We start from the raw sequence: 21,602 nt of genomic DNA, 5'->3' as shown, positions 1-21,602 counted from the left end.
GGGCCCGTTCAACGGTCGTACGCGGGCGGCCGGTTGCCCGGCCCCCGCGTCACGGGCCGGTACACCGTCAGTGCCTCGGGCAGCTTGTCGACCGTCAACTCGCCGTCTATGTGGGCGACTTCACCGTCGTACGCCACCGACGTGCCCGGCGCGAGCCCGCCGATGCGCAGTCGGCGCATCCGCTGGGCCGCGTGGACGGGGGAGCGGCTGAGCGGCCCGGCGAGCGCGGCCGCGAGCAGCCGGAGCCCGGGCAGCCGGCCGCCCTGCACCAGGCGGACGTCGAGCAGCCCGTCCGCCAGGTCGTAGCGGTGGGCCGGGGCAGGGCCGAGGCGCTGGTAGATGCAGTTGCCCGCGAACAGCATCCACAGCGCGTGCGGTGTGCCGCTCAGCTCAGCCTCCAGGGGCCGCTCGCCGCGCAGCACCTCGTACGCCGCGAGCACCCCGGCGGGCCAGCCGCCGATCCGGGGCGACCAGCGCTCGCGCAGCCGCACCAGCTCCGGGTAGACACCGAGGCTGAAGGTGTTGACGAAGTACCCGGCGGCATCGCCGCCGGGGCCGGGTGTGAACCGGCCGAGGTCCACTTTGACGGCGTCACCCGAGGCCAGCGCGCGGGCGGTGTCCTGCACCTCCTCGATGCCCAGGTCATAAGCGAAGTGGTTGAGGGTGCCGCCGGGGAACACCGCGAGCGGGACGCCGTGCCGGGCGGCCGCCACCGCCGCCCGGTTCACCGTGCCGTCGCCGCCGCACACCCCGAGCGCCCGGCCGCGCCGGGCCGCCTTGTCGAGCGTCGCCGTCAGGTCCTCGGGGGCGCACTCCACCACCTCGGCCAGCGGCAGCGCGTCGCGCACCGCGGCGGCCTTCGCGGCGGACGTGCCGGAGGCCTCGTTGACCACGACCACCAGGTGCTCGCCGCCGGGCAGCGCGGGCGCGTCCGTGTACGGCCGCCCGGGCGCGGGCAACTGGCGCCGGGTGGGCACCAGGCCCCGTACCGCGAAGGCCGCGCCGACGCCGAGGGCCGCGCCCACCAGCACGTCGCCCGGATAGTGCACCCCGGTGTACACCCGGGAGGCGGCCACCGAGAAGGCGACCGGAGCCACCACCGCGCCCCAGCCCAGCGACTCCAGGGCCACCCCGGTCGCGAAGGCCGCCGCCGACGCGGAGTGCCCGGACGGGAAGGACGTGGTGATCGGCTGGTTCTTCAACTGCCGTACCAGCGGCACCAGTTCCAGTAGCGGCCGGGGTCTGCGCACCGACCGCTTGGCCACCGTGTTGACGGTCGCCGAGGCGAGCGCGAGCGAGGCCACCCCGCGCAGCGCCGCCCGCCGCGCCCGGGGCGAGCCGGTGGCCGCCATCGCGGCTGCGGCGCCGAACCACAGCAGCCCGTGGTCGGCGGCCCGGCTCAGCCGCGGCAGCACGGCGCGGGCACCCGGCCAGTTCCGGTCGGCGGCCACCCGGAACAGCGCCAGGTCGTGGGCGCTCAGCCGGCGGGGCAGGCCGGTGGACCGGATGGCCCGCTTGGCGGAGACGGGCCGCAGGGACGGTACGGACGGCAAGGACGGCAGGGACGGGAAGGACGGCAGAGACGGCAGAGACGGAAAAGACATGGCCCATGGGTACCCGCCCGCCGTCAGCGCAATCCGTGCTTGAGCCTTACGCCCCCGTCCGGAAGAGTTGCCCCATGGATTCCCCTGCGTCCGCGGCTCACGCCCAGCTCCTCGACCGCCACCGCGAGGCCGTCGCCTTCTTCGGCTCCCGTGTCCACGCAGTCCGGCCCGACCAGTGGGACCTGCCCACGCCGTGCGCCGAGTGGTCGGTGCGGGACCTCGTCAGCCATTTGGCCGTAGAGCAGCTGTGGGTGCCGCCGCTGGTCGCGGAGGGCCGCACCATCGCCGACGTCGGGGACGCCTTCGACGGCGATGTGCTCGGCGCGGACCCGGTGGGCGTGTGGGAGTCGGCGCGGGCCGCCGCGGTGGCCGCGTTCGCCGGGCCGGGCGCGCTCGACGGCACGGTCCACCTCTCGTACGGCAAGACGCCCGCCGCCGCGTACTGCTCGCAGATGGTGGCGGACGCGGTGGTGCACGCCTGGGACCTCTCCCGGGCGATCGGCGCGGACGAGCGGCTGCCGGACGCCCTGGTCGACGCGGCGGCGCGGGAGTTCGGCGGGTACGCCGACGAGCTGCCCCGCAGCATGTTCGACGCGCCCGTGAAGGTGCCCGCGGAAGCCGACGCCCAGACGCGGCTGCTCGCCATGCTGGGCCGGTCCGCCTGAGGCGGATCAGAACGGCTGAGGGGGGCCGGACCGGTCGGCCGGCCCCCCTTGCCGGGGCACCTGAGGCCAGGTCCGCGGGGCGGCCCGGCTGATGTCCCCGAGCGCCGGGCGGGGGTCCTGACGGGCGGCGACGTCCCCGAGGCTCAGCATGCCCAGTGGCCGCCCGCCCTCGACCACCGGCAGTCGGCGCACCGCGTGCCGCCGCATCAGCCGCACCGCCGTCACCAGCTCGTCGTCGGGGCCCACGCACACCGGTGAACGGGTGCACACGGACTGGACGCTGACGGCCGGCGGGTCGGCGCCGTCGGCCACCGCGCGCAGGGTGATGTCCCGGTCGGTGAGCACCCCGATCAGCTGGTCGCCCCGCGTTACCAGCACGTCCCCGATGTCCTGGGCGCGCATCAGCTGGGCCGCTTCGACCAGCGAGGCATCGGGCCGTACGGCCGCGACACCCGCCGTCATGACTTCCCGGACGTACCGTGCCATCGCTGTCCGCCTCGTCTCCCTCTCGGCTCCGTCCCGCCGCAGTACCCCGCCCCGTTCCGTCCATGCCCGGACACGGGGTGTTTGGAGTGTGTGGACCCGGGCAGGCGCACCTCGTGCTTCGGACCGGAGGCACGTCCGTGGGAGCGGCTGTCCGCTCCGGGCGTGCCCGTGCCGTCGGCCGGGGCACCCGGCGCAGCCCTCCCAGCGGTGACCACCATCCGACTCCACCGTTCAGGGAGCTGTCCCCCGCATGCGTACTCACGCACAGGCCACAGCGAAGCACCCGCACGACGACGCCCCCGACACCGCCGCCGCCTTCGCGCGGCTGGCCGCCCTGCCCGACGGCCCCGAACGGCACGCGCTGCGCCAGGACCTGGTCCGGGCCTGGCTGCCCATGGCCGAGCGGCTGGCCGGCCGGTTCCGCAATCGGGGCGAGGCCCTCGACGACCTGCGCCAGGTGGCCGCCCTCGGGCTGGTCAAGGCAGTCGACCGGTACGACCCGGAGCACGGGGCCGCGTTCGAGAGCTTCGCGGTGCCGACCATCACCGGCGAGCTCAAGCGCCACTTCCGCGACCACATGTGGACCCTGCACGTGCCCCGCCGGGTCCAGGACCTGCGCGGCCGGGTCCGCGCCGCCCGCCAGGAGCTCATGCAGACCGCCGGCACCCGCAACCCCTCCGTGGCGGACATCGCCGCGCACACCGGGATGACCGAGGACGAGGTCAAGGCCGGTCTCGAAGCGCTCGAAAGCTTCTCCGCGCTCTCCCTCGACGCCGAACTTCCGGGTGCCGAGGACGGATACAGCCTCAGTGACTCCCTGGGCGCGGTCGACCCGGCGCTCGACATCGTCGTCGACCGCGAGGCCGTCAAACCGGGGCTGCGCCGCCTCCCGCCGCGGGAGCGGCAGATCCTCTACATGCGGTTCTTCCGCGACATGACGCAGAGCAGGATCGCCGAGGACCTGGGCATCTCCCAGATGCACGTCTCCCGGCTGATCACTCGCTGCTGCACTCGGCTGCGGGATCAGGCCCTGCGGGAGCAGGCTCCGGCGGCTCATCACCAGATGGAGCGGGACGCCGCATAGCCAGCGCCATATGACGGGACATCACGTCCATCGCCTGGGCCTCGGCCATGGAGAACGGCCGGGCCGGCCCCGTACGGAAGAGCGTGAGCACGCCCTGTACGGGGCCGGGCGCGCCGAGCGGCACGCACAGCAGGGACGTCACGTCCGCGCGGGCCAGGACCGGCGCGCCCGAGGGATCGTGGCCGAACCCGCCGGTGTCCTCCGGCTGCACCTGGAGCGACGTCGCCCCGGCTCGGGCCGCCTCCGCGACCAGCGGGGCACGGGCCGGGTCCTGCCCGGCGACCGCGCGGCGCAGCACGGAGTCCTCCTCGGCCGCCGGGCCGAGCACGGCGACGCGCCGCAGCCCGCCCTCCACCACATCGGCCACCACCCACTGCGCGAAGCGCCCGCACAGCACCCGGGCGGCGGTGGCGAGCACCTCGGTGCGGTCGCCGGGCGGCAGCCGCAGCAGCGCCGCCGCCATCGTGTCCACCAGGTCCATCAGCCGGGCGTGCCGCGTCGACTCGGCGAGATCGGGCACCTCGGGCGGCGGGGCGGCGGCCGAGGCCGCCGGGGATATCCCCGCCTGGAAGACCACCAGGACGCCCGGGTGCGGCTCGTCCGGCGGCCGCAGCGCGGTCAGGGTGGCGAGCAGTGGCTCCCCGGGGCGCTGCTGGAGGCGCACGGTCAGTCCCCGGTCGCCCTCGCCGCGGGCCACGGCCGCCGCCTGCGAGCGGAAGGCGGCACGGTCGCCCGGCATCAGCAGGGCGGCCAGCGGCCGCCCGGTCGCGTACCCGGCGCGGGCCCCGGTCAGCCCGGTGGCCGCGAAGTTCAGCCTGCGCACCACGGTTTCGCGGTCGACGAGCGCCACCGGCAGCGGAAGCCGCTGGAACAGCGCTTTGAGCAGCAGCCTCTCCTGCCGGTCGCCCGGCGAGCCGGGCGCGCCGGCGGCCCCGGCGGCGAACTGCTCGTACCGGGGCCACAACTGGTCGACCACGTGCTGGAGTTCGAAGAGCGCGGCGTCGAGGACGGTCAGCTGCTCCCCGTCGGACTGCGAGCGCGCGGTGCGCAGCTCGCCCACCCGTCTGACGAAGTCCGCCAGTTCCTCGCCGAAGTCGTCCGCCGTCCGCGTCATACCAGCAAGTTAGCCGCTCGGACCGTTTCCCGGACCGGGGGCAGGGAAGGCGCGGGTCAGGAGGTTTCCCATGCTCTGCGAGCCGGAACGTCAACGACCGCACTCCGCTTCCCCCGTGGGCCGGCTCTCCCGGCTCGCCGAGCAGTCGGTGCGCTGTGCGCCCGGCTCCTGCGGCGCCGTGGCGACCATCGCCGACAGCGGACCCGACAGCCGGGTCACCGCCACGCACCCGGACCTCGCGCCCCTCGCGAACGTCCAGCTGGCCTGCGGCGACGGGCCCATTCCGACCGCGCTGGACGTCGGCGCCCCGGTGGACACCGAGGACCTGCTGACGGAGAGCCGCTGGCCCGGCTACCGCGCCCTGGCCCTGGAGTCGGGCGTACGGTCCTGTGTCACCCTTCCCTTCCGTCGCTCCGGCGTCGAAGTCACCCTCAGCCTCTACAGCTTCCGCCCCGGCTCGCTCGACGAGGCCGTGTGCGGCCCGGTGAGCATCCTCGGCGAGGAGACCACCGCGGGCCTCGTCCGCGACCGCCGCTACCGCGCGGCCCTTGCGGAGGTGGAGCAACTGGAGACGGCGTTGCGCTCCCGCCCGGTGATCGACCAGGCCAGCGGCATCGTGATGCATGTGCTCGGCTGCGACGCGGAGGAGGCCTTCGCCGTACTGCGCACCGTCTCGCAGCACGCCAACCGGAAGCTGTTTGAGGTCGCCGAGGGCGTGGTCCGCACCAAGGGCCGCGGCCTGGAGGACAGGCTCGCGGCCGTCCCCCGCCCCGCCTGACCGCCGCCCGCCCGGGACCCGTCCGGCACGTCCGCGTACGCATGCGGAGCGGCGCCGCCGGGCAAACCTCCGTATAAAGGGCTCAGGGGCCGAAACGGCGGACGGCGGGGTGCGAAGGAGGCGGCGCATGCACGGGACGGTGGCGGAAGGCCGGGGACCCGTCCGCTACGGACCGCCCGCGCCCGGCACCGGGCTGCCCGTCCTGCCCGAGCTGGCCGCGGTCCTGGCGGGCGCCGCCGAGCGCACCGGCCCCGAACCGCCCGGCGGCGGACCCGAGCTGCGCGAGGCCGCCTGCGGCTACTGGCGGCGGCGCGGACTGCGCGGCGACCCCGAGCTGGTGGCCGCCGCGCCGGGCGCCCAGCCGCTCCTGTTCGCCCTGCTCGCCTCGTACGGGGGCGACGTGCTGCTGCCCCGCCCCTGCCCGGCCTGGTGGACCCCGCAGGCCCGGCTGCTCGGGCGGCCCGCCTACCACGTGCCGACCCCGGCCGAGTGCGGCGGCGTCCCCGACCCTTACGCCCTCCTGGAGACCGTGCGCCGGGTGCGCACCGAGGGCGGGGTGCCCCGGCTCCTGGTGCTCTCCGTCGCCGACGACCCGACCGCGACGGTCGCGCCGCCCGAGACCGTACGGGAGGCGTGCGAGGCGGCCGTGGGGGAGGGGCTGCACATCATCAGCGACGAGACCTGGCGCGACACCCTGCACCACCCGCACGACACGGTCCTGTTCAGCCCCGCCGAGATGTGCCCCGACGACGTCACCGTCCTGTCCGATCTGTCGGGCGCGCTCACCCCGGCCGGATGGCCCGCCGCCGTCGCCCGCTTCCCGGCCACCGAGCGCGGTGGCGAGGCCAGGGCCCGCGCCCTCGATGTCCTCACCGCCCTCGGCTCGGTCGTGGCGGGCCCGGTCGCGGAGGCCGCCGCCTACGCCCTGGGCGAGCCCGACCCGGTCGCGGTCCGGATGGGCCGGGCCGCCGCCCTGCACGGCACCCTCGCCGAGGCGGCCCACCGCGCGGTCCTCTCCGCCGGGGCCTTCGCCCGGCCCCCGCAGGCGGGCCGCCACCTCTACGCCGACCTCGGCCCCCTCCGCAACCGGCTGGCCGCGCGCGGGGTCACCGACTCGATGGAGCTGGAGGAGTACCTGACCGGCCGGCTCGGCGCCCCCGCCCCCGGCGGCCACCGCTTCGGCGACGAACTGGGCGCGCTGCGCGCCCGGCTCGCCACGCGGCCGCTGCTCGGGGCGACCGAGGAGGAGTGCGCGCGGACGCTGGACGCGGCTCACCCGCTGGAACTGCCGCATGTACAGCGGGCGTTGGCCGCGTTCAGGGAGGCGCTCGACGGGCTGTGACCGGCGCCGGGGCCATCGGAGCGCCCGGCATGGGCCCGCCGGTCGGCTCTTCGCGCGTGCCGGCCGCCCGAGCGCGTCCGGGGCTACTTCGGGTGCGGGGCCTCCGCCGGTTCGGCCTGCGCCCCGTGCCGCAGCCTGCGCCACACCGTCGGGCCCGCGCTGATCAGCAGCGTCATGACGACCGCCGCCACCACGCCCTGCCACGGCTCGGGGAAGAGCGAGCCGCCCAGGATGCCGATGAGCCCGTACGCACCGGCCCAGGCCACACACGCGGGCAGGTCGCCGCGTACGAACGTGCGCAACGGCATCTCGCCGAGCAGACACGCCAGCATCACCGGGATCCGCCCCGCCGGGACGAGCCGGGACAGGACCAGGACCGCCGCCCCGTGCCGGTTCAGCTTCTCCTGGGCCTGCTCCAGGCGGTCCGGCGCCGCCCGCTCCCGCAGCGCCGCCAGCCACCGCGACCCGCCGCGCGAACGCACCCCGCGCTGCCCCAGCCAGTACAGGCCGATGTCCCCCAGGAACGCGGCGAGCGCGCCCACCGCGAAGACCAGCAGCAGCGAGAACCAGGCCGTCTGGTGGAAGGCGACCACCGCGGCCGTCGACACCAGCGCCCCGGTGGGCACCACGGGCACCAGCGAGCCCAGCACCACCAGGGCGAACAGGGACGGATAGCCGAGCGCCTGCTGCGTCGACTCCGGCGGCACCTGGCCCGCCGCCCGCGCCAGGAACGCGGCGATCACCGGGCGACCTCGGGCCGTACGCTCTCGCCGTGCGCCAGCCGGTGCACCGTCACCCCGGGTGCGAGCCGGGCCGCGTGGCGGACGAAGTCGTCGCCGGGCGCGTGGAACTCGTGCGGGCGCACCCCGTCGAGCCCGATCGGCCAGTACGTGCCGTAGTGCACCGGCACCGCCGCCCGCGCCCCGAGCCGGGCCAGCGCCTGGGCGGCCCGGCCCGCGTCCAGGTGCCCCGGGCCGAGACAGGGACCCCAGCCGCCGACCGGCAGCAGGGCCACGTCGACCGGCCCGACCTCCTCGGCCATCTCGTCGAAGAGCCCGGTGTCCCCGGCGAAGTAGGTGCGGGCGCGGCCCTCGATGACATAGCCGAGCGCGGGCGTGCGGTGCGGCCCGAACGGCAGCCGCCGCCCGTCGTGGCGTGCGCTGACGGCCCGTATGCGCAGGCCACCTGCCTGGACCACATCCCCGGCCCGCACCTCGGTGAGGCGCAGCCCGAGCCTGTGCAGCCCCGGCACGGCCCGGACCGCGCCGTGCGGCACCACGAGCCGGGTGCCGGGCGCGAGCCGGGCGAGGGAGGGCAGGTGCAGATGGTCGGAGTGCAGATGCGAGACCAGGACCACCTCGGCGACGGCGGCCTCGGGCGGCGGCACCGCCCCCCGCCGCCTGCGCAGATGCGCCAGGCGCCGGGTGAAGAGCGGATCGGTGAGCACCCGCACCCCGGAGTCCTCGACCGTGCAGGTGGCATGACCCCACCAGGTGATCTCCACCGGCACCCGAAATCTCCTCCGCTCGAAGTCCACCGTGCGCGCTGTTGTGTACGAGCCTAAGTGTCGCGGGGGCGCACAGGACGGGGCCCGGGGCAGGCATCGGTCCACGAAGGGAAGGCCCGGCATGATCATGCACTCTGAGCAGTGCCCGCGCTGCGGCGGGATACTCGCGGTGACCCAGGACGGCTGGAAGATCTGCCACTCATGCGGCTACTCCTCGCCGCCGTGAACCAGGAGTAGGGTCGGCACCACAAACGAAGGGCATGGGGGTCGGTCATGGGTGACGTGCGAGTGGCGGCGATCGCCAGTCTGACCCCGCTGGAGGAACTCGACCTGGACCCCTTCCTGGTGGACACCCGCAGCCAGCACGAGATGTGCGCGCGCTGGGCCGCCGACAAGGGGTACGTGGTCACCCGGCAGCTGCTCTTCTACGGCCTGCGCCCCGACCACCTCGGACTGTGGGCGGACGTGGACGCGGGCCAGGTGGACCTCTTCGTCGCGCCCAACGAGCGCGTCCTCGAACGGGCGTTGACGTCCGTGCCGGACTTCTCCGCCGAGTGCGAGCGCCGCGGGGTGCGGCTGGAGACGGCCGGGCTGGACGAACCGGCGTACGACGCGGCCAGGAAGGCCCACATCCACCGCAGGCTCTCGATGCCGACCGCCGGGTACGACGGCTGCTGACCCGGCCGCCGCCCGCGAAAACAAAATCGTCGGCCGGTTTCCGCCCCTGTGACACGCTGGGAGGGAACGACTGGGCGAGAGGCAGTGACGAGCGGCGTGAGCACAGGGCGATGGCGGACGGCGGGCAGCGCCCTGGTGCGGGTGATCGTGGTGTGGGCGGTCTCCACCCTCACGATGATGGCGCTCGCGGGGATCCTGCCCGACTTCCGGCTGAAGTCCGCGGGCGGCGACAGCATCACCCGCGTCGCGCTCACCGCCGCCTGGGGCGCGGGGGCGTTCGGTCTGCTCAGCGCCCTGGTGTGGCCGCTGGTGGTGCGCGCGTTCCTGCTGGTCCCGGCCCTGGTCCTGGGCCTGTTGGTGTTCTTCCTCAACGGCTCGCTGCTGCTGATCGCGCTGAGCCTGATCCCCAGCGGGCGCGGCGCGGCCCAGCCGGAGACCGCGGTGGTGGTGGCCGCCGTGATGTCGGCCGTCGCCTCCGCCACCTCCACCGCGCTCGCGGTCCGGGACGACAACGCCTACCGGCGCAGACTCTCGCGCCTGGCCGACCGGCGCCGCCGCCGCGCGGCGACGAGGACCGGGGCTCCGAGCCGCCCGGCACGGTCTTCCTCCAGCTCGACGGCGTCGGCCACGACGTGCTGTGCCACGCGGTCGGCGCCGGCCTGATGCCGACCGTCGCCGGCTGGCTGGAGCGCACCCACCGGCTCACCCCGTGGCGCACCGACTGGTCCAGCCAGACCGGCGCCAGCCAGCTCGGCATCCTGCACGGCTGCACCTTCGACGTGCCCGCCTTCCGGTGGTACGAGAAGGACACCGGCGAGCTGATGGTCTCCAACCGTCCGGCCTCCGCGGTCGAGCTCCAGCGCCGGGCCGTCGAGCGCACCGGCGACGGCGGGCTGCTCACCGTCGACGGCGCCAGCCGCGGCAACCTCTTCTCCGGCGGCGCCGACCAGCTCGCCCTGGTCCTGTCGATGGCGGCCCGGCGCGGCCGCCGCAACCGGTCCCGGGCGGGCTACTTCGCGTACTTCTCGGACCCGGCCAACGCGGTGCGCACCGCGCTCTCCTTCGTCGCCGAGGCCGGCCGCGAGATCGGCCAGTCCACCCGCGCCCGGCTGCGCGGGGACGCGCCGCGCGTGCGGCGCGGCGGGCTCTACCCGTTCATCCGGGCGTTCGCGACCGTCGTCGAGCGCGATGTGGTGGTCGCGGCGGTGATCGGGGACATGCTCGCCGGGCGCACCGCCGTCTACGCCGACCTGGTGGCGTACGACGAGGTGGCCCACCACTCCGGGCCGCGCGGCCGGGACGCCCAGAAGGTCCTGGAGCGCCTGGACCGGTCGATCGCGCTGATCGACAGGGTCGCGGAGCACGCCCCGCGCGCGTACCGGATCGTCCTGCTCTCCGACCACGGGCAGAGCCCGGGCGAGACGTTCGCGCGCGCCTACGGGCTGACCCTGAAGGACCTGGTGCGGGCCGGGTGCGGGCTGCCCGTGCCGCGCAGCGCCGGGCGCACCAAGAGCGGCGCGGAGGCGCGGGACGCGGTGCGGGTGGCGCTGCACCGGCCGGTCCCGGAGAACGGGGAGCCGGGGCCCGCCTCCGACCCGGTCGTGCTCGCCTCCGGCAACCTCGGGCTCGTCTCCTTCCCGGACACCGGCTGGCGGCTCAGCCGCGAGGAGATCGACCGCCGCCACCCGGCGCTCCTGCGCACCCTCGCCGGGCATCCCGGCATCGGGTTCCTCCTGGTGCGCAGCGAGGAGCACGGCGCGGTGGTCATCGGCGGCGCGGGCACGGACCGCGTCCACGAGGTGCCGGTCTGCGAGCTGGAGGACGGGAAGGGCCCGTTGACCGGCTTCGGGCCCGGCGCGGCGGAGGCCGTGCGGCGCACCGACACCTTCCCGCACACCGCCGACATCATGGTCAACTCCATGTACGACCCGGTCACCGGTGAGGTGCACGCCTTCGAGGAGCAGATCGGCTCGCACGGCGGACTCGGCGGCGAGCAGGCGCACCCGTTCCTGCTGTGGCCGCGCGACCTGTCGGCGCCGGTCGCCGGTCACGGGCAGCTGGTGGGCGCCGAGCAGGTGCACCACGTGCTGCGGAGGTGGCTGCGCGAGTGCCTGGGGCCGCAGGTGCCGGTTTCCCCCGCCACGCAGATTCCCCGGTCCGAGGCCGAAGCGGAAGGACCTTTTCCGGTTGAGGGGGTGGCTCTGCGGGACAAATCCGCGTGATTTTGAGCAGGGCCCTCCGTACCCGAACATGAACGGGTTTCGGCACGGAGAGAGGCCCCCTCTCCGGAGGGGGTTTTCCGCATGGCGCTGCCGCTCAGAGCTTGGGCCAGGTGATCTTCTGGCTCTCTCGGGTAACCGAGACCTGAAACTTGTCCAGGGTCGGTGAACCTGCCTCGCGCCAAAGGACGACGTACATCTCGATGTCGTCCCAGATCCGGGCAGGGCCCCCCTGGCGGACAATCCAGCGCCCATGAGTTTCGGAGAGTGCAGCCCATGACCCGTCAGCCACATCCACCAGTACGTGTTCCGTACGACCATCGCGGTCGAGGCTGATGCGCTGCGCGCCGGGTGCCGCGACTTGAGCGACGAACCGTGTGTCCCAGTCGTTGATCACGTCGGCTCCCAGAGCGGCTACCCGCTCCTCGCCCTGGTCGATGTCAGGCAGCAGCCCGAGCGGGGGAGGTGATTGAGGGCGAGCCAGCATGAACGAGATCCGTCCACCGAGGAACGACCCCGATGCCGTCCCATCCTCCTTGACTGTGAGCCGGGCAAGCTCAGAAGAAAACATCCACCCGCCGAGAGTTGCCAAGATGGCCCCGCCGGGCCGTGTCTGCTCGATCCACTCGTACGGTAGAGATACGAGCCCACACGTGGCGATCACCCGGTCATAGGGTGCGTTGTCTGCATACCCAGCAAGGCCGTCACCCACGACGAGGTGAGGATGACAACCGCACTGTGCGAGTGCGGTTCCGGCACGGCCGGATACTCCAGGATCGACCTCGACGGAGGTAACCCGCTCGTCGCCCAGGCGGTGGCAGCCGAGCGCAGTGGAGTAGCCCGTGCCAGTACCAATTTCAAGGACCCGGTCGCCGTCCTCCACCTGTAGGTCTTCCCACATGCGGACAACCAGACCCGGCATTGTGCTGGAGGAGGTGGGAGCCCGCATGATTTCGCCCCGTAGATCGCCGGGAACGATCGTGCCGGCGATCTGAGTGACCAGGGATTCGTCCTCGTAGCAGCGCTCCAACCACAGCGGAGCATCAGGCATGATCGGTGTCCAGGCCGTAGGTCCGTTTCCGTCGATCCTGTCGAAGAACCCACCACGAATGAACTCGTGCCGAGGTACCGCCTCCACCGCGTCTCGCCAGGGCTGCGTGCGCAGGTGGGCGCTAGCCGTCAACGTCTTCGCGAGCCGGAGGCGAAGCCCCTGTTCCTGGTCGCTCATGTCGTCTTCCTCTCCAACAGGTTCGCCATGGCCGCAGTCATGGGCAGCCCCGTTTCCGGCTCCAGCCAAGCCCACTGGCCGGACGGGTTGCACTCCAGGAACCACCATTGCCCAACGCTGTCGATGGCGAAGTCGAATGCGCCGAAGACCAGCCCGAAGTGGTTGAGGTATGTGCGGATCGACGCTTCGGCCCCAGGAGGCAACTCGACTACCGAGTAAGTCAGTTTCGAGTAGTCGGTGCGCCAGTCCAGAAGGTCAGAGTTGATGCGGACTGCGAAGGTCTCATCACCGATGACGGTCAGACGCACGTCTGCAGCCTTCTCGACACGGTGCTGGAAGAGGTGGGCCGTGCCGGAGACAGAGTCGTCGATCTCCTCGGCAGTCACCTCTTCGACCCTCACCGTCGAGGACACTCCGTCGAGCCGGTACAGCGGCGTGGCGAGGGGCTTGTAGATCACCCGCTGGTACTGGCTGATGAACTTACGGGCCTCGATCGAGTCAGAAGTGATCAGTGTCGCGGGGACCCGGAACCCGCTCGCGACGGCTGCTGCGAGGCCGGAGGGCTTGAACTCGGCGTCCCCGATCCTGTGCGGATGGTTCACGTACAGGCAGTTGGGCAGCGAGGCCATCACTCCACCCAAGCCATAGCGGGCCTGCGTGATCGCGAAGCGAGCCGTTTGTTCGTCCAGGTGCGGGAAGGCGAAACCCGAGGGCCGGCGGTAGTACATCGAGCGAATTTGGGTGAGATCCGCAGTGCGGGTGGGCGTCGTCAGTGATCCCCGGATGCCGTGAGACGTGATGTGAGCCGCGAACGACAAGGTGGTGGGGAAGTCCCCCGAGTCGAACCGCACGACCGGGGTACCCCGGTCGTGCAGCTCCTCAATCACCAAGTCGGCCGTGGGGTCGTCCAGATTGGTGACGACCAGCACCGGACCGAGTTCTGTCACTGGTCGGTGTCGTTACCCGTGTCAGAGTCTCCGCCACCGGAGCCACCACCGCTGCTGCCGTCCGAGGGGTTACCCGTGTTCGTGGACGGGTTGGTGCCCGAGCTCGTGCCGTGGCCCGGCATCATCAGCGGCTTGCCGGCCTGGTCGAAGTACCGGCCGGTCTGAGTGGCCGGGTCCAGTTTCACCGTCGCGTAACTGGGAGCGAACGCGGGGTACGGGGCCATCCGGCGCACCCCCCACGGGACGGGCGTACTGATGCCATTGGGGTGCGGCGTCCCCTGCGGAATCCGATCCGAATGAACGAACATCACTTTCCTCCATGGTCGGTGGGTTGCTTACAGCCGAGCTTTGGAGCTGACCTGCCCCCTACGAAAGCCGTGTGGTGTGACGTCCGTTGGCGTCTCGAAGGGGGCAGGGAACTGCCCTCACCCCGCAACGGGTGATGATCTCGGGTCCTTCCCTCAGACCTGTCCGTGCCGTTACGAACAAGGCTGATCCGGGGCGAGGAGTCTTGTGATCAGACAGGTCGGAAGATCTGTCGGGTGTCAGTCATCACCCATGGGCCGTACCCGTCGAGGATGAGGACTCGGCCCGTGGCTCCGCCCTTGCTCCGCATGTCCTCGACTCGGTAGCACTTGTCGTCGAGCCGAACGTAGTCATTGACCTTCATCTGATCCGGCGTGCAGCTCTGCGGCCTCGTGTTTGGAGGGAAGCTCACCCGCTCACCACTCGCGTTCTCGACCAAGGTGCAGCGGTGCTCCAGGGCGGACCAGGTGTATCCGTTCGAGTCTTGCAGGTGGAGGAGCGCACCCGTGCGCTTCCAGATCTTCCCCTCCGTAGACCTGGTGTGGTCCCGGACCTTGGCTCCCACAGCGAAGCTCACGGCGCCTCCTTCGAGGACTCCGCCTCCTCGCCGGTGGTAGCGGCCACTACCGGTCGATCCACCTGTTCCAAGTACTTGATCAGCCGCTCGACGGCCGGGATGTCGCACAGACCGAGACTGATTACGGGCTTCTCCAGATCACCAGCCTTCAAGCTCATGTGGCGCAGGTTCACCCCGGCCGACAGGAGGAGGCGGTACAGAGTGGTGTACGCGAGCTGTGCACGCTCCTGGGAGACGTGCTCCGAATGAATCTGGCTCTGAGCGGGGGCGCGCTTCGGGAGGGTGCGCTGCGGGGGCATAGTCGCTCGCTTCCTGGGGTTGAACTTGCCTGTCTCGCTGCTCGGATGGCACTCGTAGGTCCGCACCTGGTCGACACCTCAGCCATTCGCTCCGGGAGTCGATGAAGGGTCCGTTCCAGCTGACACACAGTGAACGCCCGCATCGCAAAGGCGGGTAGGGCGAACAAGATGTTTCAACGTCCCATCGACTAGGGTGATTTGACTGCTCTTTTACCTGCGGTGGGCAGCTTGGAAGGGCTACCGTTACGGTGTGGAAGCAGTGTCAAACGGCGCACTTGTGGCTTGGATGGAAGACCAGAAGTTATCGTCCAAAGACGTTGCCGACCTGGTCAATCGAGCAGTCGGGGAACTGACTGGACGCATCGGGGGCCTGGACGACTCCAATATCCGTGCTTGGCGGTCCGGACGCGTGAGATGTCCCAAGTCGGTTCAGCTTCGGGCGCTTGAACTGGTCTCGGGCAAAAGTGCCGCTGATCTAGGGTTCAAGCGGCGAAGCCGCACTACAGCCAAGCAGCGTCGGGAGCCGCCAGTGGAACGCCGTAAGTTCGTGACCTCTGCGTCCGTCGTCGCTGCGACCGCGGTGGCCGGGGTTTCGACCTCGGCTGCGAGGGTCGCTCCGCGCCGGGTGGGTATGTCCGATGTGGCCAAGGTCAGGCAGAGCTTCGCAGAGATCATCGCCTCCGATCACAGACACGGAGGTCAGCTGAGCATCGAGCAAGAGGCGGCTCGCCTGTCCGACGAAGCGCTGAGGCTTCTAACGGTCGGAACGACGTCTCAGAGGGTGCGTGGGGCCCTTTACAGTTGCGCGGCAGGGTTCCGATCCTCAGCTCTGTGGGCCGCAATCGACGGGCGCCGTTTCGAGGACGCCCAGCAGCACATGAGGCAGGCACAGCCCATCGCCGCGATGTCCGGTGACCACGCCATTCAGTTCCGCATCTGGTCGCACAGCGGGACCATGTACCGACACATGAGCCGGCCTGGCGAGGCCGAAGCCGCGAACATGGTTGCGAGGAACCTCGGAATCGTGCGGCGAGACCCAATGTTCGCTTCGCTGGGCCTGGCGCGGCACGGGGCAATCCATGCTGTCGCCGGGGACGCTAGGGCGGCACGTCGCTCGTTCAGGCAGGCAGAAGAAGCCTGGCACCGTGCAGACCGGGCCGATGACCCAGGAAGGCCGCCATGGCTGCTGGCCTTCTACGACGAGGCGGAGATCAACTCCCTGGCCATGTCCGCCTACCTCAGCTTGGCGGAGTGGGAGGAAGCCGAAGCTCACGGCCACCGCTGCCTCGCCGTTCTTCGGCCGCACATGCATCGGTCGCGTGCCATCGCGACAGCTCGGCTCGCCCGCGCCCAGCTCGAACAAGGGGATCTCGAAGCAGCGATCTCGACCGCGATGCGGGTGCCGACCGACTCCGCGTCCGGCCACCCCAGGGTGATCGGAATGCTAAAGAGGTTCGGGAGCCGTCTCCGGGAGGTCGCACCCAGGAGCCCTCATACTGCCGTCTGGCGGAACTACACCATTCAGGTCGAGGAGAGTCTCCAGTGACAGCCCGTACGGTCAGCCTGCGTCACCACACCTCCTACACGCCACAGGTCAGGGAAATGCTCGGGAAGCTGTACAGCCAGGTACGCGCTGATCTCCTGGAGCACCCGAACTATCGGTTGGACGTGTTCCTGGAGAGGCTTGATCGTCACGGGGCGGAGCCTGGTTGGGCTGCTGCGACGGCACACGATTCCGCCACGGGCGAGCCTGTCGGCTTCGCCTACGGCAACACTGTCTCGCCTGGTGATCGCTGGTGGAAGCGGATGTCCACTCCAGCTCCGGGCCGCTACACGGCCAAGGACGCGATTGCAGTGAAGGAGATCGGTGTCGTCCCGTCGTGGCGCGGCATAGGGGTCTCCCGCCAGATGCACGACGAGCTTATGAGGCATCGAGTCGAGCCGCACACCACGCTGATGGTGAACCCCGCGGCAGGTGACGGGAAGGTGATGAGGCTCTACGAAGGCTGGGGTTACGAGGAAATCGGAGTGGTGCAGCCAGCACCCGAGTCTCCCTGGTTGGTGTGCATGGCGCGGAGTACCCGTAGGTCCCTCTGAGGTCGGTAGACCTTGCCCCGGCTGTGAACCGTGTCCCGGTTCCGGTACTGGGGCCCGAGGCAGTTCCCGCAGCCAGACACCGTGGACAGCAGGGCGGCCTCATTCCTCTGCCGGGTCGGCTTCTTCTCCTTGCCCTTCAGGACCTCCAGGACGGCTGACCACTCCCCGTAGGCGAGGTGAGGTTCGTCCATGAAGAGCTTGTACTCGCCGGTGTCGTGATCCTCGACGGGCTTGCCAGTCGATAGCCCACGTCCGGAGAACGTTCAGTTGCCGCTCGATGGAGGTGGACTTGTCGCCGTCGCGACTCAGGCGCGCCGACATGATGACGCGCTGCGGTACAGGTGGTGCATGGAACATGCCTGCCGGCTTTCTTACCTTGGTCCCACTTCGGTAGGGACGTCGGTCCTTTGTGACTACAGGTGTGTTCCGAAACACGTAGGCGAGGTCCGGCGTCGAATCTCCGTGCAGGACCACCCATGTAGCGGATGATCCAGCGTCCGCGCGGGGTCGCGCGAGAGAATCCACGGCAACTTGAGCCAGGGGCGAACGTCACGGACCATATGCAGGCGTCCGGCACCAATCGGACGATCGGCACCACGAGAGGCACCACCCCGCCATGCTCACGAGGCGACCCATGACGCCCGAAACGTCCCCTGACCTGCAAGTTTCCAAGCCATACACGTTTCGGATGTCCCTCCCAGTAGCGACCGCTCTGGTCATGGGCAACATCATCGGCGGCGGGATCTTCCTGCTGCCGGCGTCGGTCGCCCCCTTCGGCACCATCAGTCTGCTCGCCTTCGCGGTCCTGACCGTCGGCGCGATCGCGCTGGCGCTGGTCTTCGGGCGCCTCGCCGAGCGGCTGCCGCAGACCGGCGGACCCTACGTCTACGCGCGCGAGGCGTTCGGCGACTTCGCCGGGTTCCTCGCCGCCTGGTCGTACTGGATCACCACCTGGGTCTCCAACGCGGCGCTCGCCGTGGCGGCCGTGGGCTACCTCGACGTACTGATACCCGTGCACGGGAACAAGGCGGCGACCATCGCGGCGGCGCTGACGCTCCAGTGGCTCCCCGCGCTCGCCAACCTCGCGGGCACCCGCTACGTGGGCGCGGTGCAACTGGTCTCCACCGTACTGAAGTTCGCGCCGCTGCTGCTCGTCGCGGTCGGCGGGCTCTTCTTCTTCGACCCGGCCAACCTCGGCCCGCTCCAGGCCGACGACCACAGCGCGATGGGCGCCGTCTCCGCCTCGGCCGCGATCCTGCTCTTCAGCTACCTCGGCGTCGAGTCGGCCGCGGTCAGCGCGGGAGAGGTCCGCGACCCGCGCCGCAACGTCGGCCGCGCCACCATCCTCGGCACCATCGGCGCCGCCGTGATCTACCTCCTGGGCACCCTCTCGGTCTTCGGCACCGTGCCGCACGACCGCCTGGTGACCTCCACCGCGCCGTTCACCGACGCCGTCGACGCCATGTTCGGCGGCACCTGGGGCGGCACCGCGGTCGCGGTCGCCGCGCTGGTCTCCATGGTCGGCGCCCTCAACGGCTGGACGCTGCTGAGCGCCCAGACCCCGTACGCCGCGGCCCGGGACGGGCTGTTCCCCAAGGCCTTCGCCCGCAAGAGCCGGGGCGTGCCCACCGTCGGCGTCCTGGTCACGGTCGTCCTCGCCTCGTCGCTGACCGTCTACAACTACACGGCGGGCGCCAAGGGCGTCTTCGAGATGCTGGTCCTGGTCACCACTTTCACGGCGACCGTCCCCTACCTCCTGTCGACCGCCGCCCAGATCTACTTCCTCGCCTCCGGCCGCGCCGACCGGGTCCACCGCGGCCGCCTGATCCGCGACGGACTGCTCGCCTCCCTCGCCGCCGCCTTCTCGCTGTGGCTGGTCGCCGGCTCCGGCTACGCGGCGGTCTACCAGGGCGTGCTGTTCCTCTTCGCGGGCGTGCTGGTGTACGCGGTCCTCGCGGCCCGCAAGCAGCGTGCGCGGGAGGACGCGGCGGAACTCCCCGAGCAGTCCGTACGGGAGAGCGCCCGCGTGTAAGCGAGTGTCATCAACGGCCGGCCGCCGAGGCGGGCGTGGGCAGATGCCCGAAGGGCTGCTGTAGGACCCGGGGTTGAAGGGGCTGTCGGCCGAGGAGGTCTACGACCGGATCGCCACCGATCCGCGACGCGCGCTTCCTTCCCCCGGCCGGGATCGCCGGGCGGGTACGGGTGCGCGGACGCGGCGGAACCGTCCTGCGGTCCGGCACCCGCAGGGCGGGGCGCTGCCGTTCACCCCCAAGGGGCCGGAGTTCCGGGTGCGCTGACGGGCATTCACCCGGGAGGGGGGATCTCGCCCGGATCCGGGCAGGTCATGGGCTTTTACGGGCAGGGTTCAGGCATGCCGCCCGTTCCCCTCGCCGCCCTGCGCCGCGCCGTCGTGGTGCTGCTCGTGGTGGCCGCGCTGCTCGGGGCGGCGCCGGGGGCGGAGACGGCGGGTCCGCCCGCCCCGGACCGGGCGGCCGTGTCGTCGGCGGTGCCGGGCCCGGTGGGCGAGGAGCAGCCGGACGAGGGTGCGCCCGCGCCACCGGCGGCGGCCCGCGCGAGCCGCCCGGCGCCGGGCGCCCGTTCCGTACGGATGGCGCCCCGGCCCGTCCTCCGCGGGCCCGGCGGGCCGGGCCGGGTGCGGCCCACTTCCCCCGATGCCACGCGCTGTGTGGTGCTGCGCTGCTGAGAGTTCCGTGCTCAGCGAGCTCAGCGGTACTCAACTCACCAGCACAGCGAGGTGGTTCAGCCATGCCCATCGACCCCTTCGCGGCGCTCAACGCGATGCTGCGCGCCGAGGCCGCCCGGATCCGACCGGCCCCCGCGACCCCCGAACGCGAGGTCCCCGACCCCGGAGAGGAGCAGCGCCGACCCCCGGCGGACCCGCACGGCAAGTAGCCGGGGCCGCCACGGCAGGGCGGTGGACGGGATCCGGCCGCCGCCCTGGTGACCTGGTGTTCTCACAGAGAGTGAGGACGGTGGGCGATCCGTCGTGCGGTACTCCGTTCGGCGGCTTACGTTTGCTGCGGGGGCACCCCGACCGAAAGGTCTGCCATGCGCGGACGTACGACAGCGGGCGCCGCCGGTGCGGCGATGGCGCTGCTCGCCCTGACGGTCCCGGCCGCGGCGGGCGGCCGCAAGCCTGATCTGACCCGCTTCTACACCCAGCACCTGACCTGGGGCGGCTGCACGGTCAAGGACGCCCCCAAGGGCATGGAGTGCGCCGAGCTGACCGTGCCCGTCGACTACGCCCGGCCCGAGGCCGGCACGATCGCGCTGGCGGTGGCCCGCGTACGGGCGGCCGAGTCGGGCGAGGGCCCCACCGGCACGGGCACGGAGGCGGGCACAGCCTCGCCGGGCGGCGCGGCCTCCGCGACCGCCCCCAAGGGCTCGCTCGTCTTCAACTTCGGCGGCCCCGGCGAGTCCGGCCTCAAGGGCCTCGGCAGCTTCACGGCGGACACCGCGCGGCTCGCCGCGGCGTACGACCTGGTGAGCTTCGACCCGCGGGGAGTGGGCCGCAGCGCACCCGTGCACTGCGGCGCCAAGGCCGAGCAGGACATCGAGAGCTCCTCGGACGGCGCCCCGGCCGACGACGCCGAGGGCCGGAGCCAGCTCGTCGACGAGCTGAAGGCGGTGGCCCAGGAGTGCCGCAAGGTCACCGGCGAGCTGCTGCCGCACGTGGGCACCGTCAACGCCTCGCGCGACCTGGACGTGCTGCGCCAGGCGCTCGGCGACAAGAAGCTGAACTACTTCGGCATCTCCTACGGCACCCGGCTCGGCGCGGTCTACGCGGCCCAGTTCCCCAAGCGGACCGGGCGCATGGTCCTGGACGCCGTGGACTCGCTGACGGCGGACGCGGCGCAGTCGGCGCTCGCCCAGGCCACGGCGTTCCAGAAGGGCCTGGACACCTTCCTGTCCGACTGCGCCGCCCAGGGTGCCGTGTGCCCGCTCGGCGCCAGCACCGCCAAGGCGACCAGCACGCTGGACGCGACCGTCGCCCAGCTCGACCGCAAGAGCGCCAGAACCGCCTCCGGCGCCGACTTCACCTCCGGCGACCTGCGTACCGCGATCACCAACTCGCTCTACGCCGAGCAGCTGTGGCCGGCCCTCGCTCAGGGCATCGCCACCCTCCACGACAAGGGGGACCCGGCCGTCCTCGACGAGATCAACAAGCAGTTCGCGGGGGAGGACGCGCAGGGCGACCGCGCCGACGACGACAACAGCCGCGAGGCGCTCCTCGCGGTCAACTGCGCCGACGACCCGGTGCGCGCCAAGGACCCGGCCGCCGAACTCGCCTCACTGGAGCAGAAGTTCGCCAAGGCCTCCCCGATGTTCGGCCCGGACCAGGTGGGCGCGGCGATCTCCTGCACGGGCTGGCCCGCCGGTACGGACTACATCCGCAAGATAGACAAGACCGGCGCGCCGCCCGTGCTGCTCATCGGCACCAGGGGCGACCCCGCCACTCCGTACCGGTGGGCGGCGGAGACCGCCCGCCACCTGGGCAAAGGCGTGGTCCTCAGCTACGAGGGCGAGGGGCACGGCGGGTACACGGCCTCGCAGTGCGTCCGCGACACGGCGGACGCCTTCCTGCTCGACGGCGTACTGCCCGCCGAGGGGACGTCCTGCGCCCGCGAGACGCCCCCGGAGCACTGAACG

Annotated in this window: 22 protein-coding genes and 1 pseudogene; 13 read left to right on the top strand and 10 right to left on the bottom strand. The window is 72.0% G+C overall.

The features are described 5' to 3' along the window. Positions 1-8 precede the first annotated feature (8 nt). A complete protein-coding gene (locus ACFWA7_RS03085; protein WP_385820508.1) occupies positions 9-1,604 on the bottom strand; it encodes a bifunctional phosphatase PAP2/diacylglycerol kinase family protein in 1,596 nt (531 codons plus the stop codon). Between the two features lie 74 nt (positions 1,605-1,678). Between ACFWA7_RS03085 and ACFWA7_RS03080 the strand changes: the two genes are divergently transcribed. Further along, positions 1,679-2,269 (top strand): TIGR03086 family metal-binding protein, encoded by a 591-nt coding sequence (locus ACFWA7_RS03080; protein WP_385533188.1) that lies wholly within the window; start codon positions 1,679-1,681, stop codon positions 2,267-2,269. 6 nt (positions 2,270-2,275) lie between these two features. Here the strand turns inward: ACFWA7_RS03080 and ACFWA7_RS03075 are convergent, their stop codons facing one another. Continuing rightward, positions 2,276-2,755 carry a CBS domain-containing protein gene (locus ACFWA7_RS03075; protein ID WP_385820506.1) on the bottom strand — a complete coding sequence of 160 codons (480 nt, stop codon included), beginning with the start codon at positions 2,753-2,755 and terminating at the stop codon, positions 2,276-2,278. A 250-nt stretch (positions 2,756-3,005) separates the two neighbouring features. Between ACFWA7_RS03075 and ACFWA7_RS03070 the strand changes: the two genes are divergently transcribed. Further along, positions 3,006-3,839, top strand: a complete 834-nt coding sequence (locus ACFWA7_RS03070) for an RNA polymerase sigma factor SigF (RefSeq protein ID WP_385533194.1) — start codon at positions 3,006-3,008, stop codon at positions 3,837-3,839. Here ACFWA7_RS03070 and ACFWA7_RS03065 read toward each other — a convergent pair. After that, positions 3,751-4,953: a PAS domain-containing protein gene (locus ACFWA7_RS03065; protein WP_385820504.1), complete on the bottom strand. Its 1,203-nt coding sequence runs from the start codon at positions 4,951-4,953 to the stop codon at positions 3,751-3,753. The genes ACFWA7_RS03070 and ACFWA7_RS03065 overlap by 89 nt on opposite strands. Before the next feature lie 70 nt (positions 4,954-5,023). On the opposite strand from ACFWA7_RS03065, the gene ACFWA7_RS03060 reads away from it, so the two are divergent. Both ACFWA7_RS03060 and ACFWA7_RS03055 read left to right on the top strand, forming a co-directional pair. Then, positions 5,024-5,731 (top strand): ANTAR domain-containing response regulator, encoded by a 708-nt coding sequence (locus ACFWA7_RS03060; protein ID WP_385820502.1) that lies wholly within the window; start codon positions 5,024-5,026, stop codon positions 5,729-5,731. Positions 5,732-5,858: 127 nt separating this feature from the next. After that, positions 5,859-7,073 (top strand): aminotransferase class I/II-fold pyridoxal phosphate-dependent enzyme, encoded by a 1,215-nt coding sequence (locus tag ACFWA7_RS03055; protein WP_385533203.1) that lies wholly within the window; start codon positions 5,859-5,861, stop codon positions 7,071-7,073. An 83-nt stretch (positions 7,074-7,156) separates the two neighbouring features. Here ACFWA7_RS03055 and ACFWA7_RS03050 read toward each other — a convergent pair whose 3' ends face one another. Continuing rightward, positions 7,157-7,813: a DedA family protein gene (locus tag ACFWA7_RS03050; protein WP_385533569.1), complete on the bottom strand. Its 657-nt coding sequence runs from the start codon at positions 7,811-7,813 to the stop codon at positions 7,157-7,159. Continuing rightward, positions 7,813-8,583 carry an MBL fold metallo-hydrolase gene (locus ACFWA7_RS03045; protein ID WP_385533206.1) on the bottom strand — a complete coding sequence of 257 codons (771 nt, stop codon included), beginning with the start codon at positions 8,581-8,583 and terminating at the stop codon, positions 7,813-7,815. The genes ACFWA7_RS03050 and ACFWA7_RS03045 overlap by 1 nt, the downstream gene beginning before the upstream one ends. A 270-nt stretch (positions 8,584-8,853) precedes the next feature. On the opposite strand from ACFWA7_RS03045, the gene ACFWA7_RS03040 reads away from it, so the two are divergent. Together ACFWA7_RS03040 and ACFWA7_RS03035 are read left to right on the top strand one after the other, a co-directional pair. Next, complete coding sequence (locus tag ACFWA7_RS03040) at positions 8,854-9,258, top strand: hypothetical protein (protein ID WP_385533209.1); 405 nt, start codon at positions 8,854-8,856, stop codon at positions 9,256-9,258. A gap of 96 nt (positions 9,259-9,354) precedes the next feature. Further along, a pseudogene (locus ACFWA7_RS03035) lies at positions 9,355-11,480 on the top strand (phage holin family protein). A 94-nt stretch (positions 11,481-11,574) separates the two neighbouring features. On the opposite strand, the gene tgmC reads toward ACFWA7_RS03035, so the two are convergent. The 5 genes from tgmC to ACFWA7_RS03010 all read right to left on the bottom strand — a co-directional run bounded on the left by tgmC (position 11,575) and on the right by ACFWA7_RS03010 (position 14,900). Next, entirely contained in the window at positions 11,575-12,705 is a 1,131-nt protein-coding gene (gene tgmC, locus ACFWA7_RS03030) for an ATP-grasp peptide maturase system methyltransferase (protein ID WP_385820500.1), read from the bottom strand. Continuing rightward, positions 12,702-13,652 carry an ATP-grasp ribosomal peptide maturase gene (tgmB, locus tag ACFWA7_RS03025; RefSeq protein ID WP_385820498.1) on the bottom strand — a complete coding sequence of 317 codons (951 nt, stop codon included), beginning with the start codon at positions 13,650-13,652 and terminating at the stop codon, positions 12,702-12,704. The genes tgmC and tgmB overlap by 4 nt, the downstream gene beginning before the upstream one ends. Beyond that, the gene (gene tgmA, locus ACFWA7_RS03020) at positions 13,649-13,960 is read right to left on the bottom strand and encodes a putative ATP-grasp-modified RiPP (protein WP_385820496.1); all 312 of its coding nucleotides are present in this window, start codon (positions 13,958-13,960) and stop codon (positions 13,649-13,651) included. Before tgmA ends, tgmB begins: the two co-directional genes overlap by 4 nt. Positions 13,961-14,169: 209 nt before the next feature. Beyond that, positions 14,170-14,535, bottom strand: a complete 366-nt coding sequence (locus ACFWA7_RS03015) for a hypothetical protein (protein ID WP_385533223.1) — start codon at positions 14,533-14,535, stop codon at positions 14,170-14,172. After that, a complete protein-coding gene (locus ACFWA7_RS03010) occupies positions 14,532-14,900 on the bottom strand; it encodes a hypothetical protein (RefSeq protein WP_385533226.1) in 369 nt (122 codons plus the stop codon). Before ACFWA7_RS03010 ends, ACFWA7_RS03015 begins: the two co-directional genes overlap by 4 nt. A gap of 463 nt (positions 14,901-15,363) precedes the next feature. Here ACFWA7_RS03010 and ACFWA7_RS03005 point away from each other — a divergent pair, with 463 nt between their 5' ends. The 7 genes from ACFWA7_RS03005 to ACFWA7_RS02975 all read left to right on the top strand — a co-directional run bounded on the left by ACFWA7_RS03005 (position 15,364) and on the right by ACFWA7_RS02975 (position 21,599). Continuing rightward, positions 15,364-16,380: a hypothetical protein gene (locus ACFWA7_RS03005; RefSeq protein ID WP_385533229.1), complete on the top strand. Its 1,017-nt coding sequence runs from the start codon at positions 15,364-15,366 to the stop codon at positions 16,378-16,380. 56 nt (positions 16,381-16,436) lie between these two features. Next, entirely contained in the window at positions 16,437-16,931 is a 495-nt protein-coding gene (locus tag ACFWA7_RS03000; RefSeq protein ID WP_385533572.1) for a GNAT family N-acetyltransferase, read from the top strand. A gap of 634 nt (positions 16,932-17,565) precedes the next feature. Beyond that, the gene (locus tag ACFWA7_RS02995; RefSeq protein WP_385533232.1) at positions 17,566-18,963 is read left to right on the top strand and encodes an amino acid permease; all 1,398 of its coding nucleotides are present in this window, start codon (positions 17,566-17,568) and stop codon (positions 18,961-18,963) included. Between the two features lie 73 nt (positions 18,964-19,036). Beyond that, the gene (locus ACFWA7_RS02990) at positions 19,037-19,228 is read left to right on the top strand and encodes a hypothetical protein (protein WP_385820622.1); all 192 of its coding nucleotides are present in this window, start codon (positions 19,037-19,039) and stop codon (positions 19,226-19,228) included. A 74-nt stretch (positions 19,229-19,302) separates the two neighbouring features. Next, positions 19,303-19,635 (top strand): hypothetical protein, encoded by a 333-nt coding sequence (locus ACFWA7_RS02985; protein ID WP_385533238.1) that lies wholly within the window; start codon positions 19,303-19,305, stop codon positions 19,633-19,635. 62 nt (positions 19,636-19,697) lie between these two features. Then, positions 19,698-19,844 carry a hypothetical protein gene (locus ACFWA7_RS02980; protein WP_385533241.1) on the top strand — a complete coding sequence of 49 codons (147 nt, stop codon included), beginning with the start codon at positions 19,698-19,700 and terminating at the stop codon, positions 19,842-19,844. A gap of 156 nt (positions 19,845-20,000) precedes the next feature. Next, positions 20,001-21,599 carry an alpha/beta fold hydrolase gene (locus ACFWA7_RS02975; protein ID WP_385820493.1) on the top strand — a complete coding sequence of 533 codons (1,599 nt, stop codon included), beginning with the start codon at positions 20,001-20,003 and terminating at the stop codon, positions 21,597-21,599. Positions 21,600-21,602 lie beyond the last annotated feature (3 nt).

It is taken from the genome of Streptomyces sp. NPDC059994, from assembly GCF_042737755.1.
Lineage (GTDB): Bacteria > Actinomycetota > Actinomycetes > Streptomycetales > Streptomycetaceae > Streptomyces.
The sequence above is the reverse complement of the archived record's forward strand: the minus strand, read 5'-3'. Positions and strand labels throughout refer to the sequence as shown.

Excerpts from the sequence above, each read along its gene's own strand:
- ACFWA7_RS03080 (WP_385533188.1), top strand. The coding sequence starts at position 1,679 with ATGGATTCCCCTGCGTCCGCGGCTCACGCCCAGCTCCTCGACCGCCAC.
- ACFWA7_RS03060 (WP_385820502.1), top strand. The coding sequence starts at position 5,024 with ATGCTCTGCGAGCCGGAACGTCAACGACCGCACTCCGCTTCCCCCGTG.
- ACFWA7_RS03070 (WP_385533194.1), top strand. The coding sequence starts at position 3,006 with ATGCGTACTCACGCACAGGCCACAGCGAAGCACCCGCACGACGACGCC.
- ACFWA7_RS02995 (WP_385533232.1), top strand. The coding sequence starts at position 17,566 with ATGACGCCCGAAACGTCCCCTGACCTGCAAGTTTCCAAGCCATACACG.
- tgmC (WP_385820500.1), bottom strand. The coding sequence starts at position 12,705 with ATGAGCGACCAGGAACAGGGGCTTCGCCTCCGGCTCGCGAAGACGTTG.
- ACFWA7_RS03000 (WP_385533572.1), top strand. The coding sequence starts at position 16,437 with ATGCTCGGGAAGCTGTACAGCCAGGTACGCGCTGATCTCCTGGAGCAC.
- ACFWA7_RS03065 (WP_385820504.1), bottom strand. The coding sequence starts at position 4,953 with ATGACGCGGACGGCGGACGACTTCGGCGAGGAACTGGCGGACTTCGTC.
- ACFWA7_RS02980 (WP_385533241.1), top strand. The coding sequence starts at position 19,698 with ATGCCCATCGACCCCTTCGCGGCGCTCAACGCGATGCTGCGCGCCGAG.
- ACFWA7_RS03085 (WP_385820508.1), bottom strand. The coding sequence starts at position 1,604 with ATGTCTTTTCCGTCTCTGCCGTCTCTGCCGTCCTTCCCGTCCCTGCCG.
- ACFWA7_RS02975 (WP_385820493.1), top strand. The coding sequence starts at position 20,001 with ATGCGCGGACGTACGACAGCGGGCGCCGCCGGTGCGGCGATGGCGCTG.
- ACFWA7_RS02985 (WP_385533238.1), top strand. The coding sequence starts at position 19,303 with ATGCCGCCCGTTCCCCTCGCCGCCCTGCGCCGCGCCGTCGTGGTGCTG.
- ACFWA7_RS03075 (WP_385820506.1), bottom strand. The coding sequence starts at position 2,755 with ATGGCACGGTACGTCCGGGAAGTCATGACGGCGGGTGTCGCGGCCGTA.
- tgmA (WP_385820496.1), bottom strand. The coding sequence starts at position 13,960 with ATGTTCGTTCATTCGGATCGGATTCCGCAGGGGACGCCGCACCCCAAT.
- ACFWA7_RS03040 (WP_385533209.1), top strand. The coding sequence starts at position 8,854 with ATGGGTGACGTGCGAGTGGCGGCGATCGCCAGTCTGACCCCGCTGGAG.
- ACFWA7_RS03055 (WP_385533203.1), top strand. The coding sequence starts at position 5,859 with ATGCACGGGACGGTGGCGGAAGGCCGGGGACCCGTCCGCTACGGACCG.